The organism is Rhizobium sp. Leaf306 (assembly GCF_001423425.1).
GTDB classification, from domain to species: Bacteria; Pseudomonadota; Alphaproteobacteria; order Rhizobiales; family Rhizobiaceae; genus Neorhizobium; species Neorhizobium soli.
In genome coordinates, this window is record NZ_LMNX01000003.1 from 231,292 (window position 1) to 250,024 (window position 18,733).

Consider the following 18,733-nt stretch of genomic DNA (forward strand, 5'->3'; position numbering starts at 1 on the left):
TCAGAGTTTGGCGGCACATTTTGCCAGGATGTCGAGATAGCCCTCGGCATTCCAGGCGGAACGGCCAATGAAGAGCCCGTCGATATGAGGGCTCGAAATGAGTTCTTCGCAATTGCCGGGATTGACCGACCCGCCATAGAGGCAGGGGATGCGGCGTCCAAGGATGGACTGCGCCACATCAATGATCTCGGCATGGCGGGCGGATGCGTAATCTGCGGTGGCGGGAATGCCATTCTCGCCGATCGCCCAGACCGGTTCGTAGGCGAGCAGGATCTCGGCATTCTTCTGGTCGCCCGACAGTTTGGAAAGGGCACCGCGAACCTCATCCGCAAGGACCTGCTGTGCGTTGCCGCTGTCGCGATCAGCGAGCGTCTCTCCGATGCAGATCAGCGGGATGAGCCCGTGGCGAACCGCTGCTTCGGTTTTCAGCCCGACTGTTTCATTCGTCTCGCCGAAATGCTCGCGCCGCTCGGAATGGCCGAGCTCGACGATGTCGAGCTTGCAGTCCTTCAGCATCAGCGGCGAGATCTCGCCGGTCCAGGCACCCTGATCAGCCCAGTGCATGTTCTGCGCGCCGACCTTGACGGAGGTTCCGGCAAGGGCAGCCTTGACCTCGCGCGTGGCGGTAAATGGCGGAATGACAAATCGCTGGATGCGCGAATCCCTGTCTTCATCAGCTGCCTTCACGGCAGCCGCGAATTCCAGAGCTTCGGCAAGCGTCTTGTTCATCTTCCAGCTGGTGCCGATCCAGAAGCTTGGCGATGTGGTCATGGATGTGATCCTCCCGACGATGCGATGGTCAGTGTGACGCCCGTGTCTTCGATGTCTCGAAGCAGTTGGGCCTCAGGCTGATGGTTGGTGATGACGGCGTCGAATTGATCGAGACCGGCGAGGACATGTAGCGCCGTTTGGCCAATCCGCTCGTGGTTGACGAGCAGGTAAGCGCGCGCCGACGATGCCATCATCGCGCGTTTAACCCGGATCACGGCGTCGTCCATGTGATAGGCCTGCCCCGATGCGACGGCCGGGGTTGAGATGAACGCAACGTCAGCTCGCAGCCGCGATAAAGCCTCTTCCGTGACCACGCCGAAGAATGCGTTGAACTTGGGCGAATAGACGCCGCCGAGGGCGATCAGCGTGATGCCGGTCTCGGTTTTCAGCCGCTCCATGACGGCCGCGTTGTTGGTGATAACCGTCAGCGGACGTTTGTCGGCCAGTGCCTCGCCGAGCACGGCCGCCATCGATCCGTCATTGACCATGACGGTCATGCCGGGTTCGACCAAATCGACAGCCGCCTTGCTGATGGCGTGCTTGGCGGCATGATCCTGACGTTCGCGGATCCGAAAATCGCTCTCGAACTGGGTACCTGCGTCGATCGTTGCGCCGCCGCGCACTTTGCGAAGCACCCCTGCCTGCTCAAGCTCGTCCAGATCACGGTGAACGGTCATCTTGGAGATGGCAAAAAGCTCCGCCAGATCGTCGAGATCGACGGTTCGCTTTTCGATCAGCAGATTGATGATCCGTTGGTGTCGTTCTTCGCGCTTCATCCGAGACCGTCCGCGTGGGATGAAACGGATATAACACCTATATTGTTATAATCAACATTTTGGATGTGATTTTGTGGCAGCCATGTTGGCTCTGGAGATTTCGACTTGCGCTATATCGCGTCTTTGACGCGCTGCCACGCATTGAGCAAATGAAGCCCCAATACCTTGGACAAGGTTTCTCCGTCCCGCGCTTCGAGCGCGACGATCATCTCCTCATGCTCGGCCATGGCCGCCGACCACTTGTCCGGACCCTCGTGGCCGATGAACCGGATTCTCTTCAAGCGCGACTGCAGTTGCGCTTGAACGCTGCTAAGTGCCTGGTTGTCCGCGATCCGACAGATTTCGGTATGGATGGCCTGGTTGAGCTTGTAGTAGCGCAGGCGATCCTTCACGTCGTAGCAGGCCCGCATCTCGTCATGCAGTTGCCTGACCCGGGCGATATCGTCATCCGTCGCGGTCTCGCAGGCAAGGCTTCCGGCAAGCTCCTCCAGGTTCTTCAGAACGATGAGCATGTCGTGCACATCCTTGCCGCTGAACCTTTTGACGATCGCGCCGCGGCTTGGAATGAGTTCGACGAGCCCTTCGCTGGCAAGGTACTTGATCGCTTCCCGCAGCGGCGTGCGCGAAACGCCCAGCTGTTCGCCGAGCTGGCTTTCGTGCATCCGCGAACCGGGGGCAAGCTCGCCCTCGATGATCATGTCGCGCAACCGAGTGACGAGCGTGTCGTGCAAGGCCGTCCGCCGGATGGGGCCGGATGGCGAGACAGGCAATTCGGGCAGTGTATCACTCATTTTGAAAGCTCGATTTCTGGACCGCCGTGATGATCAAAGCGTCTCGCCAGGATTATACCAGAACCCGAACGGCACCAAACGTAAAAATGCTGCATACAAAATGCAAAAGACTTGTCCTGCGATTCCGGATGGCTTAGAAACGTCCTCACCGAGGTAGGAGAATTGACCCATGGATATCACCCAGCATCACGATAGCCGTCCCACCATTGCGCTTGCGATGGGAGACCCGGCCGGTATCAGCCCCGAACTGACCGCACAGCTTCTGGCTTTGGATGACATCAGAGAGCAGGCCTATATCGTCGTGATCGGCGATCGCCGCATTCTCGACAAGGGCGCGCAGGAAGCGGGCGTTCAGCCGGATCTGATCTCGGCTTCGCTCGATGGTCTGTCGGGTCTCGATCGCTCGAAGCACGCTTTTGTCGATTTGGGCCATCTCGCTCCGGAAGAGGTTGAGCGCGGCGAAGCGACGCTGGCCGGCGGCACGTTCGCCACGCGCAACTTCCGCACCGCCCTTGAGCTCGCCCATGCCGGAAAGGCCGATGCGGTCTGCTTCACGCCGTTCAACAAGAAGGCGATGCGCTTTGCCTATCCGGGCTACGACGACGAAATCCGTTTCGTCTCGGACGTTCTGTCGTTCACCGGCAAGATCCGCGAGTTCAACGTTCTCGAAAAGATCTGGAACGCACGTGTCAGCTCGCACATCCCGCTGAAGGAAGTGGCTGCCAACCTGTCCGTGGACCGGCTTCTGTCGGAACTCGAACTGACTGTTTCCTGCCTGAAGGCCGCCGGTATCGATGAGCCGCGCGTCGCGGTCGCCGGTCTCAACCCGCATGCGGGCGATGGCGGCAGCTTCGGAATGGAAGAAATCGAGATTATTGAACCCGCCGTTGCCGAAGCGAAGGCGCGCGGTTACGGCGTCGAGGGTCCGTTCCCGGCCGATACCGTGTTTCTTCGCGCCATGAAGGAAGGCTATCACGCCGTCCTCACCATGTATCATGACCAAGGTCAGATCGCCATGAAGCTGATTGGCTTCGACAAGGGCGTGACGATGATGGGTGGCCTGCCATTCCCGCTTTGCACGCCGGCTCATGGCACGGCCTATGACATCGCAGGCAAGGGAATAGCCGATATCGGCGCGACCCGTGAAGCGATCCTGCTTGCGACCCGTATGGCAAAGCGCCAGCGCCTGGCAGCACAGGCCGCGTGATCACTTGATCATAAATGACCGGCCGTGAATGGCCGGTCATCTCAGCCCGAGAGGACGCGGGCTTGGCGCATGTCGGTCGGCTTGAACGCCGGCTGCCAAATGTCAGAGTGTGCGGCTTCCCTGCGCCATCAAGAGCGCGGTGGCGTCGCGGTTGGAGGACGACAATGACAAGTTCAGCTCCCAAGTGGACGCGTGAGACCTGGCCGATCGCGGCCGCAATGATTCAATACCCCAATATGTTGCCGGACGGTCGTTCGGTTCAGGATCAGAACGTCGAGGAATGGGCCAAGACGATCGGCGAAGTCGCGGATGCAGGCTTTACCGAACTCGATCCCACCGACAGCTGGCTCCGCGTCGCCGATCTTTCGGCGGACCGTCGCCGTGCGTTCTGCGAGGTCGTGAAAGATGCAGGGATGACCATCCCCGCAATCTCGACATCGCGCCGAAGCGTCATCGACGACAAACACGGCGACGAGTATCTCGCCTACAGCCACCGCGTCATCGAGACTGCCGCCGAGATCGGTGCGCAGAGCGTTTCCTTCGGCTTTTTCGAGCCGCTGACGGACAAGCAGAAAAGCGCGTTGTGGTTCTGGACCGAACAGGGTGCCAAAAACCCCGATGATCCCGCGACGTGGAACAAGGCGGTGGCCCGCATTGCCGAACTCGGCAGGCACGCCGCAGAAGTCGGGATCGAGGTTTCCCTCGAAATGTACGAGGACACGTATCTCGGAACGGCGGACAGTTCTGTCCGCTTCGTCGAGGAAGTCGGTCTGGCCAATGTCGGCATCAACGCCGATCTCGGCAATCTCATCCGTCTCCATCGGCCGGTCGAGCACTGGCTGCAAATGATGACGAAAGTCGCGCCGTTCGCCAAATACTGGCACGTCAAGAACTACATGCGGATCGAGGACGAGCATGCGGGCCTGATCGCCAGCTACCCGGTTCCGCTCGAATCCGGCTTGATCAACTATCGCACAGCAATCAAGCTTGCGCTGGAACACGGTTTCAACAGCCCGTTCCTGTGCGAGCATTATGGTGGCGACGGCCTTTCCGTCAGCGCGACCAACCGCGACTATCTCCGGCGCATTCTGCCGCGTACTTGAGGACCGCTTACATGACGACGATCTTTGATGCCCCAGACGAATTCGCCTCGACTGCGCTTGCCGGCTTTTGCCAGATCTATCCTAACCATGTGCGTCTCATTGCCAACGGTGTCGTGCGTGCCACGAAGGTCCCTGACGGCAAGGTTTCCGTCGTTGTCGGCGGCGGCTCGGGTCACTATCCGGCTTTCGCGGGCTATGTCGGCCAGGGCATGGCCGATGCAGCGGTCGCCGGTGACGTGTTTGCGTCTCCATCGACGGCAGCGGTTGCACGTGTCTGCCGCCATGCCGACAATGGCGGCGGCATCATTCTCGGCTTCGGCAATTATGCAGGCGACGTGCTGAACTTCGGGGTCGCTGCAGAGCGGCTTCGTGCCGAAGGCATCGATGTGCGCATCATTGCCGTGACCGATGACGTTGCGAGTGCCTCGGCTGACGAACACGCCAAGCGCCGCGGCATCGCCGGCGACCTCATGGTCTTCAAGATAGCGGGAGCGGCGGCGGAAGCGGGGCTTTCGCTTGACGAGGTGGAGCGTATCGCCCGGCATGCCAATGAACGCACGGTTTCGTTCGGCGTCGCCTTTGCAGGCTGCACCCTTCCCGGTGCAAAGCAGCCGTTGTTCACGGTCCCGAAAGGCCGGATGGCACTCGGCCTCGGCATTCACGGCGAACCTGGCATCAGCGAGCAGGATATCGCGAGCGCGACGGATCTTGCAGATGTGCTCACGGACAAACTGCTGGCCGAAAGGCCGCAGGGCTGCACGCGCGTCGCAGCCGTTCTCAACGGTCTCGGTTCGACAAAATATGAAGAACTCTTCGTGCTGTGGACAGCCGTCCAGAAGAAACTCACCGGGTCCGATCTTCAGATCGTCCTGCCGGAAGCCGGTGAGTTCGTCACCAGCCTCGATATGCAGGGTTGCTCGCTGACGCTGACTTGGCTCGATGAAGAGCTTGAGCGCTATTGGGCGGCACCCTGCGATGCGCCGGCATTTCGTCGCGGACGGCCTGAAGTCGCCGAATTGCGCACCGATGTCATCACCGATGAGGAAGCTGCTCCGGTGATCCCGGCGGCCTCCGAAGCGTCGCGCAAGTCGGCCGCGTGCATCTCGGATCTGTTTGCCAGGACTGCCGCCATGCTCAGGGATAAGGAGTCCGAGCTTGGCCGCATCGATGCGATCGCCGGCGATGGCGACCATGGGCAGGGAATGCAGCGTGGTTCCGATGCCGCTGCCAAGGCGATGGCCGCTGCCGTATCGGCGGGCGCCGGCGCGCAGACGACGCTTGCGCTGGGCGGCGATGCCTGGGCTGACCGGGCCGGCGGCACATCCGGCGCGATCTGGGGATTGTTGCTGCGGTCGTGGAGCAGCGCACTGAGCGACAACGACGTGCCTGATGAAGCAGCGATTGCCGAAGGCGCGCGCAGGGCGCTCGATGCCGTCACCAGTCTCGGCCGTGCCCGTACTGGCGACAAGACGCTCGTGGATTCCCTCATTCCGTTCGTCGAGACGCTGACGGAGAAGACCGTGGCCGGCAAGTCCCTGCCGGAAGCCTTCAAGGCTGCGGCTGACGCTTCGAGCGCGGCCGCCGAAGCAACAGCTGCACTCACGCCGCGGCTCGGGCGTGCGCGTCCGCTTGCGGAAAAGAGCATCGGCCATCCGGATGCCGGCGCTGTATCGCTGTCCATGGTCGCGCAGCTTGCTGCCGGCTTTATCGCCAGCCGCGGCTGACCATGAAAAGGTCTGTTCGGTTTCAGCCGAACAGACCGACACAGGTGAGCCACAGGCCGGATGCCAGGGTAATGCCATCCATCACCAGACCGAACGTGCGCTCCGACATGCTGAGGACATACCGTTTGGCAAAGAACGTTCCGGCCATCAGTGACGAACCAATCACGAGACCGCTGGTCACGAGATCATGGGTCAGCGCACCTGCCTGATAGAACGTGAAAATCTTTGCGGCCTGCACGAAAATCGAGGCCGCTGCTTCCGTCGACAGGAAGGCGCCCTTGGTCAGCCCGAAGGCCATAAAGGCTGGAATGCTGAGTGGACCGGTGGATAGGAACATCCCGGTCAGAAACCCGATAACGGCACCGGCGATTGCCATTCCACTCAGCCCGATGGTCATGTTGCGGTGGCGAATGTATCGCCGGAACGGGACAAGCAGCATGATGAAGAGGCCGAGCAAAGTGCCGCTGACGGCTGCCGGCAGATGGACCAGGCTGACAGCGCCCAAGGACGCTGACGGCATGCCGGGGAGCGCATAAGCGAGAACGGCCCGCCAATTGACATGCCTGTGCCAAGCCATCACACGCGCGGCATTCGCCATCAGCCCGGCGATCGCCATGACGGGAATGGCGCGAGCGGGATCAAACATCGGAACAAGAACGGGCAGGAGAATGAGGCTGGCGCCGGTGCCGATCACCCCGCTCAGGCAACCGGCGACGAAACCTATGGCGCAGACGAGGATATAGGAGAGCAAGGCTTATCCTCGACGCAAGTTCGGCCACAGGGCCTTTGAGAGCGCGCGGCCAGCGTTCGCGCCGGCCGCGCATTGCCTTGGGAGGCTTAGAAGAATGCCTTGTCCTGCTCGCGCCGCAGTTCGAGCAATGCCGAGGTCTCATCGAGTTCGACATCGCCGCAAAGGATCGGCTGGCCCGCCCTGACCGCTCTCTTTAGGGTGCGATTGGCTGCCAGGTAGAAGGGAACGGCCCTGTCATCCGAGAGCGGGCCGGCCGGGATCATCCGCGCAGAAACGTTGACGATCGAGTGATGGTGGCCGCTTGCCGTCAGAATTGTTCCGGCTTCGATATCTGCATCCGCATGCGCGACGAGGTCGATCACCGGCCGCGGCTCGGCAGCACCACTGGAGACGCCGCGCAGGCCGACTTCCAGAATGCTCGTTGCAGCCTCGACGCCCAGAAGATGGCGTGGAATGTAGAGCATGGCGACATCGGCCTTGCGGCTCACGACATGGCCTTTTTCCGCCAGCATCTGCCAGGTCTCCGCGTCGTCGCAACGGACCGTCACGAAGACGCCGCCGGCAAAGCTCAATTCGCCGGGAAGCCGCAGGCAGTGGAAGACGTCGAGCACCTTTGGCGCGCCGAGAAATCCGCCGCTCGAACGCTCGGAAAAGAAATCTGCGACTTCGGTGATCCGCGCGATCGGAACGTGCAGGTCGGCCCGGTCGACCAGGAAGCCCGTGGCATTGGCAACCAGCGTCATTTCACACAAGTCCGGAACTGCCCGCTGCGGAAACTCCGCTGCGATTTCCGATCGTCTTGCCGCGATGGTCGACAGGTCAAGCGTCGCCGGTTCGATCCAGTCGCCAAAATCAGGTGCAGACGCGGTCTTGCCGTTGGAGCTCAGCGTCTTCTGCTTGGGGTCGTATACGAAATCGTATTCGCTGGCCTTGCCGGCGGCGATGACATCCAGTCCGAGCACTTCCGCCCAGGTGACCAGACCCATCAACAGGCTCGGCTGATCGCCATCGACCGGGGTCACGATGACATTGTTGTTGCGGGCGCGCAGCGCAAGGCCGGGACCGACGACGCTATCGACTTCCTTGGAGACGAGCGCGACATGCTTGCCCGCATCGATCGCAAGCCGGCAGTGTTTCGCCCCGGCTTCCGGATGACCGGTGGCTTCGACAACCACGGAGATCGGAAGGTCGAGGACGACGGAAAGGTCACCCGCCGCGATATACTGTCCGTTCTCCCAGGCCGTTTTCGCCTCGCTCGCGGTTGCGCATTGGGCAATCCTGGACGGATCGATCCCAAGACCCCGCAGAACGTCTGTCGCGGTTTGCGCCTTCAGATCGACGGCAACGCGGGTGCTGATCATTGGCGTCTTCAGGCTTTGCGCGATGAAGCTGCGGCCGAAGCCGCCGGTGCCGACGATGCAGCATTCGACCGGATCGGACTCTCTGCCGAAATAGGTATGATAGTTCATGGTGTTCCCCTCCTAAACCGAAACGAAAAACTGGTGGGCGCGGCTTATGCCGCCGCGTCCACGTTCTTGTGGCTTCTGAGGTACTTGATGAACTTCAGGCTCTGCGGAATGATGAGAAGAGCGAGTGCCACGGTCATGATCGAGCCGACCAGATAGTTCGAGAAGAAGATCCCGAGCGATCCGTCGGACGCGATCATCGACTGGTGGAACGAGCTTTCCGCCTTGCTGCCGAGAACCATGGCGAGAACCAATGGTGCCAGCGGGAACTCCAACTTGTTGAAGACGAAACCGACGACGCCGAAAATCAGCACGAGCCAGAGGTCGGAGGTCGAATTCGCCACCGTATAGGCGCCGACAAAGCAGATCGCCACGATCATCGGTCCGATGATCGAAAACGGGATGCGAAGCAGGGCGGCGAAGAACGGAACCGTCAGCAGAACCAGGATAACGCCGACGAAGTTGGAGATATACATGCTGGCGATCAGGCCCCAGACGAAGTCCGGCTGCGTGGTAAAAAGCATTGGTCCGGGCGTCAGGCCCCAGATCATCAGGCCGCCCATCATCACGGCTGCGGTTGCAGAGCTTGGAACGCCCAAGGCAAGCATCGGCAGCATGGCGCAGGTGCCAGCCGAATGGTCGGCGGTTTCCGGTGCTACGATACCTTCCGGACGACCGGTACCAAACTTTTCGCCCGGCTTCGACCACTGGCGTGCAAGACCATAGCTCATGAACGATGCTGCGGTCGGGCCGCCGGGCGTGATGCCCATCCAGATCCCGACGGCAGACGAGCGCACGATCGTGGTGAAGTATTTCGGCAGCTCCAGCATGGTCTTGAAGACGTCGCGCGGATCGATACGGGACGCGACTCCACGGAATTTCAGCCCGTCCTGAACGGTTGCCAGAAGCTCGCCGATCCCGAACAGACCGATGACGACCACCAAGAAGCTGACGCCGCTGAGCAAGGCTTCGATGCCGAATGTCAGGCGAAGCGATCCGGTGACCGTATCCATACCGACAGTGGAAAGGAGAAGTCCGAGGCTAAGCGAGACGGCCGTCTTGATCGGCGAAGCGCTGCCCATCCCCACAAAGGCGCAGAAAGCGAGGAAATAGACGGCAAAATATTCAGCCGCGCCAAACCGAAGCGCAAAACGCGCCGCCCAGGTGGACAGAAGCGTGATGACGACGATACCGACGAAGGCGCCGATGCCGGCCGACATGAAGGCAAGCGTGAGAGCGCGGGTCGATTGCCCGGATCGCGCCATCGGATAACCATCGAAAGTGGTCGCCACCGAACTCGGCTCGCCGGGAATGTTGAAGAGGATCGAGGTCGTCGAGCCGCCGAACAGCGCGCCCCAATACATCGACGCCAGCAGAATGATCGCCGATACCGGGTCCATTGTGAAGGTCAGCGGAATGAGCAGCGATACGCCGTTCGGAGCCCCGAGGCCGGGGAGGACGCCGACGATCAGCCCGAGAAGGACGCCGACGATCATCAGGGTGATGTGCATCGGCGTAAGTGCCGTCGCAAAGCCACCCATAAGCAGTTCAAAATTTTCCATGATCAAGCTCCGGGTGCTTAGTAAATGCCGAGCATTTCTTCGATCGGGCCCTTATGCAGCGGCACCTGGAACGCTTTTTCGAAGACGAAATAAAGCGCGATGGAGAAGACAACACCGATCAGGATCGCGATCCACGGCTTGTAGCCGCCGTTGCGCCAGGCAACGTAGAAGAGATACAGCGCCGTCCCGATATAGGTGCCGAGAAAGACCGTCACGATGACGAAGACGATCATCGGCAGAAGGAAGGAAAGAACCCTTCGCGTCTGTTCCGGCTCAAGGAACGTCTCGCGCATCTCCTCGCTGCCCATTTTCAACCTGAAAATGGCCTGGGCCGCGCTGGCAAAAGCCGCAACGATCAGGATGATGCCGACGTAAAACGGAAAGTAGCCCGGCATGGGGCCGGATTCACTCCAGCTGACGCCGAGTTCCAGGGCACCTGTTGCACCCAGCGCGCCGACGGCGGCAAGCGTGATGGCGGTGACGATCTCGACATGGAGTCGCTTGATACGCATGATTGATTTCCCTCGATCGAAAGATCCGGCACGAACATGCCGGACCTAAAATCGTATTGGCGTCAGGATTTTACTTAACCAGCCAACCTTCGGCTTCGAAGACGCCGACGGCGTTCTTCTCGCTGGTAACAATGAAGTCCTGCAGCTTCTGGCCAGACATGAAATCGCCGGTCTGCGAGGTCTTGCGGATATAGTCGGCCCATTCCGGAGTCTCGCTGACCCTTTTCAGAACGTCGCTGTAGTAGGCGACCGCATCATCAGGCGTTCCTGCCGCGGTCCAGACAGTGCGGGGCATCTTGTAGGACGGAATGTTGACGCCGCTCGAGGCGCAGGTCGGGATATCGCCCCAGCCCTTGCCGTCATGGACCGGATCGCTCTTGGCCATCGGCTTGTCGGAGAAGACGCAAAGCGGCTTGATCGCGCCCGCCTGCCACTGGCCGACATTCTCGTTCGGATTGTTGACGTTGGCAGCGACATGGCCGCCGGCCAGCTGAACGCCGACTTCGCCACCGCCATTAAAGGGCAGATACTTGAAATTGGTGCCCGTCGTCTGCTCGATCAGAGCGACCAGGGTTTCATCCGTGTCCTTCGACTGGCTGCCGGCGAAGGAAAGCTTGTTCGGCGCAGCTTTCGCGGCTTCGATGAGATCCGTCGGCGTCGCGTATTCGGAATCGCCCTTCACCCAGATCAAAAATTCGTCGAATGCGAGCGCTGCGACGGGACGCAGGTCCTCCATCGAATAGGCAAGCTTTGCGACATGCGGCAGGAGATAAGCGTTGTTGGTTCCGAAGTAGAGCTTGTTCGGATCGCCTTCATTCTTGCGGGCGTAGAGGAACGCTTCCGCACCGCTGCCGCCGCCCTTGTTGAGGACCACCATCGATTTTTCCATCAGCTTGTGCTTGGCGATGATCGACTGGATGGTGCGGGCAAAGTTGTCGGTGCCGCCGCCCGGGCCGGATGCGACGACGAACTCGACGGGGCGTGTCGGTTCGAAGGCAAGCGCCTGTCCCGCCAGCACGACCGCGGCCGCAAATGTCAATCCTACGGATAGCTTCTTCATCTTATTCCTCCTTTAGATGAAATGGCTGCAGGTTTGCCTACAGCCGATCGGTCCTCGTGTTCACGAAGCGGCAGCGAACTGCGTCCTCGGCGCACCTCGTGAGATCGACCCGGCAATGAGCGGCCAGGCAGACGCCGGCTGCGATCTCGTGATGTCGGGCAGTTCTTTGAATTCGAATGAGAGAGAAGCGAGCGCGCTTAAGCCACTCTGATCGTGGCGGTTGGGCCTCGCCGAGACGCCTCTTGCGGGCGCAAGTCCGACTGATTTTGGGCTTCGTCCTGACGCCATAATCTCCTCCATCCGAGGAAAATCATAGGCCATCTATTAGCACACATCAAGTCTTCAGAATTTTGTATACAAAATTTTGCGGACAGGGGAGCGCAGGCGGCGATACGATCGATCAGCGCGATCTAATCGATTTGCTCTTGCTTTACGTGATAGCCCGACTGTTCAAACTCGCGTTTGCGAACGCGAGTTTGAACGGATCGCGAGATTTTTTTTAGAGAACTTAGGCTGATCGGCACCGGGAACCGTCATGCGGATAGCACAACAGCAACCTTAAATTCAGGTCCCGATCGGCGATTCGCGATCGCAGCCAGGTCTATTCAGCCTTCGACTGCGTGCTACCCAAAGAGAGCCGTCCGGGCGACCTCAGGCGCGGTGCCGGTCATGCCGGCTTCGTTCGCCATCGGCAGCCGGTAGTATTTGCGTGCAGTCCCCGCAAAGAGTTTTGCCTGATCTCTCAGGGAATAGCGTGCCGCCACGTCCTTGAAGCCCGAATAGATCGTGTCAAATGAACCGCATAGACTATCGACCGGGAAATTGCTGGCAAACATCGTCCGCTCGGCTGAGAACATAGCAATGGTTTCGGTAATGATGGCGCTGTTGTCCTCGATTGACCAAGGCCGCCCTTTCTGGCCGATCCCAGAAATCTTGACGCAGACATTGGGCATATCCGCAAACTTGCCCATCGCCGCGTGCCATCCCTTCATCCCTTCGCTGGATCGATCCGATGGCAGACCCGTGTGGTTGAGGATGATGGTCGTGGAAGGAAAATCCCGTGCCAGCAGCAGGGCCTCGTCGAGATGCCACCAGTTCGTCTGGAGATCGAAGCTCAGTCCATGCGTCTCGAGAAGGGCGTAGCCTTTGCGCCAGGTCTCGTCGGTCATGAGAGTTCGGTGATCGGCAGCAACAGCGGCGCTTTCGGCGCCGCCCGGCTTGTGACGCACGCTGCGCACCAGCTCGAACGCTGCCTGATCGGCAAGGACATCAGCCACATCGGGCCTATCGAGCCATGCCTGGGCGACGATGGCATTGGGAAGCCCGAATTCATCCGCGACCTTGGTTGCGTATCGGCTTTCCCCAATGGGATCGGCTGGATCCCACTCGGTCTCGACATAGACCGTCTGCACGACGTTGTGACCTTCCGCGTCCTTCAGGTAGTCGGGCGGAAGATAGCGCCGCTTGATCGAGCTGTAGTCGCCATACCGAAAGGGGATTTTTGCCTCCGGCTTTAGCCAGGGATGGTCGTTGGCGACGGGGTCCCAGAAATGCTGATGCGCATCGACGATAGGGCCGTCCCAAAGAGGAAAGTCGTCCAATTAGCTGCCCTTCCGTTCACGAGTACCTTCGTTGAAGTCGATGGTGAGAGTGGCGATGACATAGACGACGGCGCAGCCCGCAAAGAAGCCGAGCACGGTGCCATAGGAGCCACCGGTCCATTGAAGGATGAAGCCTGTCAGGATCGGGACGATGATGCCGCTGACACTGCCGGCAAAATTCATTGTGCCGCCGATGACGCCGACCCGGCTCTTCGGCGCGAGGATCGAGGGAAGGCTCCAGTAAAGGCTGCCGAAGTAGAGCAGGAATAGTGTGGCGGAGAGAAGCGCGACCGCGGCAACCGGGCTGCTCACATGCGGCAGAGCGATGAATGTGGCGGCGACGCCGAGGCCAGTGATGCCCAGAAGAAGCTTGTAGACGACGGATCGTTTAAACCCTGCGGCCACCATCTTGTCGGCGACAAAGCCGCTCGCGAGCGAACCCAGCATGCCGGCGAGGAAGATGACGAAAGTCGCTCCGCCCATTTCCTTCAGGTTGAAGTTGCGCGCCTGCGCAAGATAGCTCGGGCCCCAGGTCAGCAGACCGAAATTGATCATCGCCCATCCGGCGCGACCTGCCACGAGGCTGACGATCGACCGGCGAAGGATTTCGGTCGGTTCGCTTTCCGTAGCCTCGGACTTCGGTTGCCCCACTTCGTTGATGATATCCATTTCCGTAGCGTTGATGCCCGGATGCGTGGACGGATTGTCACGGAGGTAACGCCATGCGAGCCAGCCCAAAAGAATGGTCACGAGCCCGGCGACGATGAAGGCAAGCCGCCAGCTTCCGAGCGTAAGGATGAGCCAGCTGATCAGGACGCCGCCGATGGCAGCCCCGAGCGGGGCACCGCTATCCATGAAAACGGCACCGCGTGCCCGTTCCCGTTTCGAAAGCCAGATCGAATTGAGTTTTGCTCCGGCCGGGAAGAGAGGCGCTTCCGCCGCGCCGAGACCGATGCGCGTCAACAGAAGCGAGATGCCGCCGGTCGTGAAGCCCGCAATGGTCTGGAAGATACCCCAACCGAGTGTGGACACCGTGATGACCGAGCGTGCGCCAAAGCGGTCGATCAGCATGCCTCCGGGGATCTGCATCAATGCATAGCTCCAGAAGAAGGAGCTCAGGATAAGACCCTGCATGGCGGGGCCGAGCGAGAATTCGGCGGCAATGCTGGGCATGGCGATCGACAGAGCCGTACGGTCGACCATGTTGATGACAACGAGCAGGAAAACGACGACGAAGATGTACCATCGTACATTCGTTGCCGCTTTACCCTTTAGCTCCACGCGGCCAGCGGCAACGGGTTGCTGTTCAATTTCGGACATAGATACAAATCCTCCCTGACTTGTCGGCGCAGGCCTCATCAGGCTTGCATCCACCCGGTTGTCACCGACCTCCTTGATCGGCGTTCCTCTCCACCGTGCATCCCGGGAATATAGTTGACTGGCTATGCCGAAATAATGAAATATACAGATCATGTGATCGGCTTTTCCGATCACGGCATCCGCCGGCTGAAATGGATTGCGCCAATGACATCAGAGCGTTTCGACCGCGGGCTGTCGCTCCTGCGCCATCTGAAAAGCACGCAACTCCTGCTTCTCGTCGAGCTTGGAAAGGTCGCGAGCCTGCGAAAAGCCGCGTCGGCTCTCAACATGACGCAGCCGACGGCAACGAAACTGATTCAGGATCTGGAAGCGGCCGTCGGCCATCCGCTGTTCGAGCGCAGTTCCAGGGGCATGCGCGCAACGCCCTATGGCGAGGTGATGATCAGACATGCGCGGCTCATGCAGATGGAAATCGTCCGGACGAGGGAGGATCTCGATTCGCTGTCGTCGGGCGCATCCGGCACGTTGCGGATCGGGGCTGTCATCAGCGCCGTTCCGTTTCTGCTGGCAAAGGCTGTCGCTGCGCTCAAGCGCGAGCATCCCGGCCTGCAGGTCTCGATCGATGCTGGGACAAGCGATGCGCTCGTTGGCTCCCTGTTGAACGGTCACCTCGATGTGCTGCTGGCACGACCGATCGTGCTCGGCGATCGCAACGACTTCGATTACGTCGATCTCATCGACGAACCGCTGAAAGTCGTCGGCCGGCGGGACCATCCGCTCGCGAGCAGGTCGTCCGTCACGGTGCGCGAGCTCGGCGAATGGCCTTGGACGCTTCTGCCGGCCGGAAGCCCGATGCGAAAGGTTCTGGCGCCCGTCTTTGCCGAAATGCGACTGTCCGGTCCCCAAAACATCGTCGAAACTTCGTCAATGATGACGATGGTGGCGCTGATGCACGAGAGCGACATGCTGGCCGTGATGCCCGGCGACGTATCGGACTTCTACATCCGCCATAACCTGCTGGTCGAGATCCCGGTCACGCTGCCTGCGGTGATGGGATCATACGGGATCGTCACGCGTCGAGATCGCCCGATGACGCCCGGCGTCGAGGCGTTCTTGACGCAACTCCAGACGGCGCTGCAAGAACAGCGACGGATCAGGGCGGAACTGACGAGCGACGGATGATGCAAGCCGGATGCATACTTCGGTAAAGGGGTGAGCCGGGTTCAGATCGAACTCATCCAGCCCAGTCCGTCCTCGGTTACTCCCGCAGGCCGGTATTCGCAGCCGACATAACCCTGATAGCCGAGGGCGTCGATCTCTTCGAAGATCATGCGGTCGTTGAGTTCGCCTGTCATGGGTTCATGCCGGGTAGGAACCGCCGCAATCTGGATATGCCCGATGCGCGGCGCCATCTGCCTCAAGGCTGTGATGACATCTCCGTGCATGATCTGGCGGTGATAGATGTCGAACTGAAGACTGACATTGGGGCGATCGAGATCGACCACGAGATCGAATGCGCGATTGAAGTCGTTAAGAAAATAACCCGGCATATCGCGTTTGTTGATCGGCTCGATGACGAGACCGATACCGGCTTCGGCCGTTGCATCGGCCGCCTTTTTCAGATTGTCCACATAGCAGGAAGCAGCGGTGGGATCATCCGCTGGCGCGATCCCGGCCATCATGTGAAGAAGCGGCGTTCCGAGCGCCTTGCCATAGGCAATTGCCTTGACCAGCGACGACTCGAACTCCTCGCGCCGGTCGGAGAGGCTCGCAAGACCCCGATCGCCGCCTGTCCAATTCCCGGGTGGCATGTTGAACAGGGCCTGGTTTAGCCCGGCATCACGAAGCTTCTCGGCGACGACCTCGGCTGGATAGTCGTAAGGGAAGAGATACTCGACGGCGCTAAAGCCAGCCGTGGCCGCAGCCGCGAACCGCTCCAGGAACGGTCGCTCGTTGAACATCATCGACAGGTTTGCGGCAAACTTCGGCATGGGCCTATTCTTTCTCTGGCATGCCGGGCAGGTGAAGCCCGGTGATCTGGGCGAGCAGCCGCGCAACCGAACTGTCGTCATCGCGACCCATCCCGGCGGCCTCGGTCATGATGAAGAGTTGCAATGCGGCCGCGGTGATCGGAAGCGGAAACTTCTGCTGGCGGCCTATGTCGGAGACGATGCCGAGATCCTTGGTGAAGATCGAGACCGCACTGTGAGGACTGTAATCGCCATCGAGCACATGCGGTATGCGGTTTTCGAACATCCAGCTATTGCCAGCCGATTTGGTGATGACGTCAAAGACCCTGGCAATGTCGAGATCGAGGCTTTTCGCGAATGTGATCGCTTCGCAGGCGGCCGCTATATGGACACCTGCCAGCAACTGATTGACGATCTTGAAGGAGGAGCCGACCCCCGGCTGGTCGCCAAGCTCGTAGACGGTGGCGGCCATCGCATCGAGCGCCGGCCGCGCCGCCTTGATTGCTTCAGGTGAGCCCGATGCCATGAAGGTCAGTTCTCCCGAATGCGCCTTTTTCGAGCCCCCGCTGATCGGGCCGTCGAGATAAAGCAGCCCGGCTGCCTCGGTCCGTGCGGCGAAGGATTTCGCATCGCGGGGCGAGACGGTGGCGCAGCAGACGATGACGCCGCCGGAATGCATCGCGCTGACGATCCCGGCCTTGCCGAAAAGGACTGTTTCCGTCTGTGCCGCATTGACGACCACAACGACCGCGATGTCAGCGCCTTCAACAGCATCGCCCGGCGAGGAGGCAGCAACGCCACCCTCATTTTCGAGGGTCGAGAGCGCGTCCCGGTTGACGTCGAAGCCGCGAACCTTGTGACCGGCGCTCAGCACCGAGCGTGCCATGCCTAGTCCCATTGAGCCGAGGCCAATGATGGCGATAGTGGTTGGGCTGGACATGAGCGGCACCTCCATGAAGCGCTGTATAGTCAGAATCTCAGCGCTAACATGTTTTCAACCACATCCTCTTGCCCTGTTCAAGCAACATATGTTAGCGCTGAGATAAATGGAGGAGAGAACGACTTGGACGGGGAGGGGAGGTCCATTGCAGACGATAGCGTGCCCTCGGCCGCTGAGACGCCGACGCTTGCGCATGTCGCTCGGCTGGCAAAAGTCAGCGAGAACACCGTCTCGCGCGTGATCCGCAACAAGGGACCGATTGCACCGGAGACAAGGCTCCGCGTCAATGCGGCAATCGACGCACTCGGCTATGTCCCGAACAGGGCTGCCGGTTCGCTTGCGTCCTCGTCTTCGCCGATCATCGGCGTCATCTTGCCGTCGTTGTCGAACATCGTATTTCCCGAAGTGCTCAGGGGTATAAATGCCGGGCTGATTGGCACGTCCTATCGCCCGATGATCGGTGTGACCGATTACAGTCTCGAGACCGAGCAGGATATTATTTCGTCGCTTCTGGCCTGGCATCCGGCGGCGATCATCACCACAGGTTTCGAGCATACCACGGCCGCAAGACGCATGCTTGAAGGCAGCCGGGTGCGGATCGCCGAACTGATGGATATCGATGACCGGCCCATCGACCTTGCGGTCGGCCTGTCGCATCGCGAGGCCGGCCGCGCGATGGCACGCCATCTCGTTCAGCGCGGCTATTCGAGGATCGGCTATGTCGGCCATGACTGGACTGCGGATCGGCGCGCGCGTTTACGGTATGAGGGGCTTTGCGAAGGTTTGTCTGAGACGGGCCTGTCGCTGGTCGCAGAGTATCGGACAGAGGCGCCAAGTTCGACGCTCGAAGGACGTCGAGCTCTGGCCAGTCTTCTTGCCGACGGTGCCGCCATCGATGCGGCGGCGTTTTCCAACGACGACATGGCGGTGGGCGGTTTCATGCACTGCATGGCGGCCGGAATGCCGGTGCCGGACGGTCTCGCGCTGATGGGCTTCAACGGGCTCGAGATCGGACAGGTTCTGCCAAAGCCGCTGACGACGGTGCTTTCCAATCGCTTTGCCATCGGCAAGACGGCAATCGAAGCCTTGCTGGAGACGCCTCAGCGTCCGCAGGAGGCAAGGATCATCGACACGGGATTTTCAATTATAGAGGGGGCAACCGCCTGAAGGCGGAGCCCA

17 protein-coding genes are annotated in these 18,733 nt (G+C 60.4%); 5 read left to right on the forward strand and 12 right to left on the reverse strand.

Translation table 11 applies throughout. From position 1 onward, the window contains the following. The 3 genes from ASG19_RS14550 to ASG19_RS14560 all read right to left on the reverse strand — a co-directional run bounded on the left by ASG19_RS14550 (position 1) and on the right by ASG19_RS14560 (position 2,338). Positions 1–771 (reverse strand): triose-phosphate isomerase, encoded by a 771-nt coding sequence (locus ASG19_RS14550; protein WP_062458658.1) that lies wholly within the window; start codon positions 769–771, stop codon positions 1–3. Further along, entirely contained in the window at positions 768–1,547 is a 780-nt protein-coding gene (locus ASG19_RS14555; protein WP_062458661.1) for a DeoR/GlpR family DNA-binding transcription regulator, read from the reverse strand. The genes ASG19_RS14550 and ASG19_RS14555 overlap by 4 nt, the downstream gene beginning before the upstream one ends. Before the next feature lie 110 nt (positions 1,548–1,657). Next, entirely contained in the window at positions 1,658–2,338 is a 681-nt protein-coding gene (locus tag ASG19_RS14560) for a GntR family transcriptional regulator (protein WP_062458664.1), read from the reverse strand. A 169-nt stretch (positions 2,339–2,507) separates the two neighbouring features. On the opposite strand from ASG19_RS14560, the gene ASG19_RS14565 reads away from it, so the two are divergent. The 3 genes from ASG19_RS14565 to ASG19_RS14575 all read left to right on the forward strand — a co-directional run bounded on the left by ASG19_RS14565 (position 2,508) and on the right by ASG19_RS14575 (position 6,372). Further along, a complete protein-coding gene (locus ASG19_RS14565) occupies positions 2,508–3,545 on the forward strand; it encodes a 4-hydroxythreonine-4-phosphate dehydrogenase PdxA (protein WP_062458667.1) in 1,038 nt (345 codons plus the stop codon). Positions 3,546–3,709: 164 nt separating this feature from the next. Then, the gene (locus tag ASG19_RS14570; protein WP_062458670.1) at positions 3,710–4,648 is read left to right on the forward strand and encodes a sugar phosphate isomerase/epimerase family protein; all 939 of its coding nucleotides are present in this window, start codon (positions 3,710–3,712) and stop codon (positions 4,646–4,648) included. Positions 4,649–4,659: 11 nt separating this feature from the next. Beyond that, positions 4,660–6,372 (forward strand): dihydroxyacetone kinase family protein, encoded by a 1,713-nt coding sequence (locus tag ASG19_RS14575; RefSeq protein WP_062458673.1) that lies wholly within the window; start codon positions 4,660–4,662, stop codon positions 6,370–6,372. A gap of 22 nt (positions 6,373–6,394) precedes the next feature. On the opposite strand, the gene ASG19_RS14580 is transcribed toward ASG19_RS14575, so the two are convergent. From ASG19_RS14580 to ASG19_RS14610, 7 genes are all read right to left on the reverse strand, one after another. Then, complete coding sequence (locus ASG19_RS14580) at positions 6,395–7,123, reverse strand: sulfite exporter TauE/SafE family protein (protein WP_062458676.1); 729 nt, start codon at positions 7,121–7,123, stop codon at positions 6,395–6,397. 86 nt (positions 7,124–7,209) lie between these two features. Continuing rightward, the gene (locus ASG19_RS14585) at positions 7,210–8,592 is read right to left on the reverse strand and encodes a hypothetical protein (RefSeq protein WP_062458679.1); all 1,383 of its coding nucleotides are present in this window, start codon (positions 8,590–8,592) and stop codon (positions 7,210–7,212) included. 44 nt (positions 8,593–8,636) lie between these two features. Further along, positions 8,637–10,151 carry a tripartite tricarboxylate transporter permease gene (locus ASG19_RS14590; RefSeq protein ID WP_062458682.1) on the reverse strand — a complete coding sequence of 505 codons (1,515 nt, stop codon included), beginning with the start codon at positions 10,149–10,151 and terminating at the stop codon, positions 8,637–8,639. Positions 10,152–10,168: 17 nt separating this feature from the next. Continuing rightward, entirely contained in the window at positions 10,169–10,663 is a 495-nt protein-coding gene (locus ASG19_RS14595; protein ID WP_062458685.1) for a tripartite tricarboxylate transporter TctB family protein, read from the reverse strand. A 70-nt stretch (positions 10,664–10,733) separates the two neighbouring features. Next, positions 10,734–11,723 (reverse strand): tripartite tricarboxylate transporter substrate-binding protein, encoded by a 990-nt coding sequence (locus ASG19_RS14600; RefSeq protein WP_062458687.1) that lies wholly within the window; start codon positions 11,721–11,723, stop codon positions 10,734–10,736. Between the two features lie 623 nt (positions 11,724–12,346). After that, the gene (locus ASG19_RS14605) at positions 12,347–13,324 is read right to left on the reverse strand and encodes an amidohydrolase family protein (protein ID WP_062458690.1); all 978 of its coding nucleotides are present in this window, start codon (positions 13,322–13,324) and stop codon (positions 12,347–12,349) included. Then, the gene (locus ASG19_RS14610; RefSeq protein WP_062458697.1) at positions 13,325–14,644 is read right to left on the reverse strand and encodes an MFS transporter; all 1,320 of its coding nucleotides are present in this window, start codon (positions 14,642–14,644) and stop codon (positions 13,325–13,327) included. A 135-nt stretch (positions 14,645–14,779) separates the two neighbouring features. Between ASG19_RS14610 and ASG19_RS14615 the strand changes: the two genes are divergently transcribed. Continuing rightward, the gene (locus ASG19_RS14615) at positions 14,780–15,826 is read left to right on the forward strand and encodes a LysR family transcriptional regulator (protein ID WP_062458703.1); all 1,047 of its coding nucleotides are present in this window, start codon (positions 14,780–14,782) and stop codon (positions 15,824–15,826) included. A 41-nt stretch (positions 15,827–15,867) separates the two neighbouring features. On the opposite strand, the gene otnI is transcribed toward ASG19_RS14615, so the two are convergent. Then, positions 15,868–16,635 (reverse strand): 2-oxo-tetronate isomerase, encoded by a 768-nt coding sequence (gene otnI, locus ASG19_RS14620; RefSeq protein WP_062458704.1) that lies wholly within the window; start codon positions 16,633–16,635, stop codon positions 15,868–15,870. Positions 16,636–16,639: 4 nt separating this feature from the next. Further along, positions 16,640–17,554, reverse strand: coding sequence for an L-threonate dehydrogenase (gene ltnD / locus ASG19_RS14625; protein WP_062460376.1), 915 nt, complete (start codon positions 17,552–17,554; stop codon positions 16,640–16,642). A gap of 123 nt (positions 17,555–17,677) precedes the next feature. Between ltnD and ASG19_RS14630 the strand changes: the two genes are divergently transcribed. Beyond that, positions 17,678–18,721, forward strand: a complete 1,044-nt coding sequence (locus ASG19_RS14630; protein WP_062458707.1) for a LacI family DNA-binding transcriptional regulator — start codon at positions 17,678–17,680, stop codon at positions 18,719–18,721. Positions 18,722–18,733 lie beyond the last annotated feature (12 nt).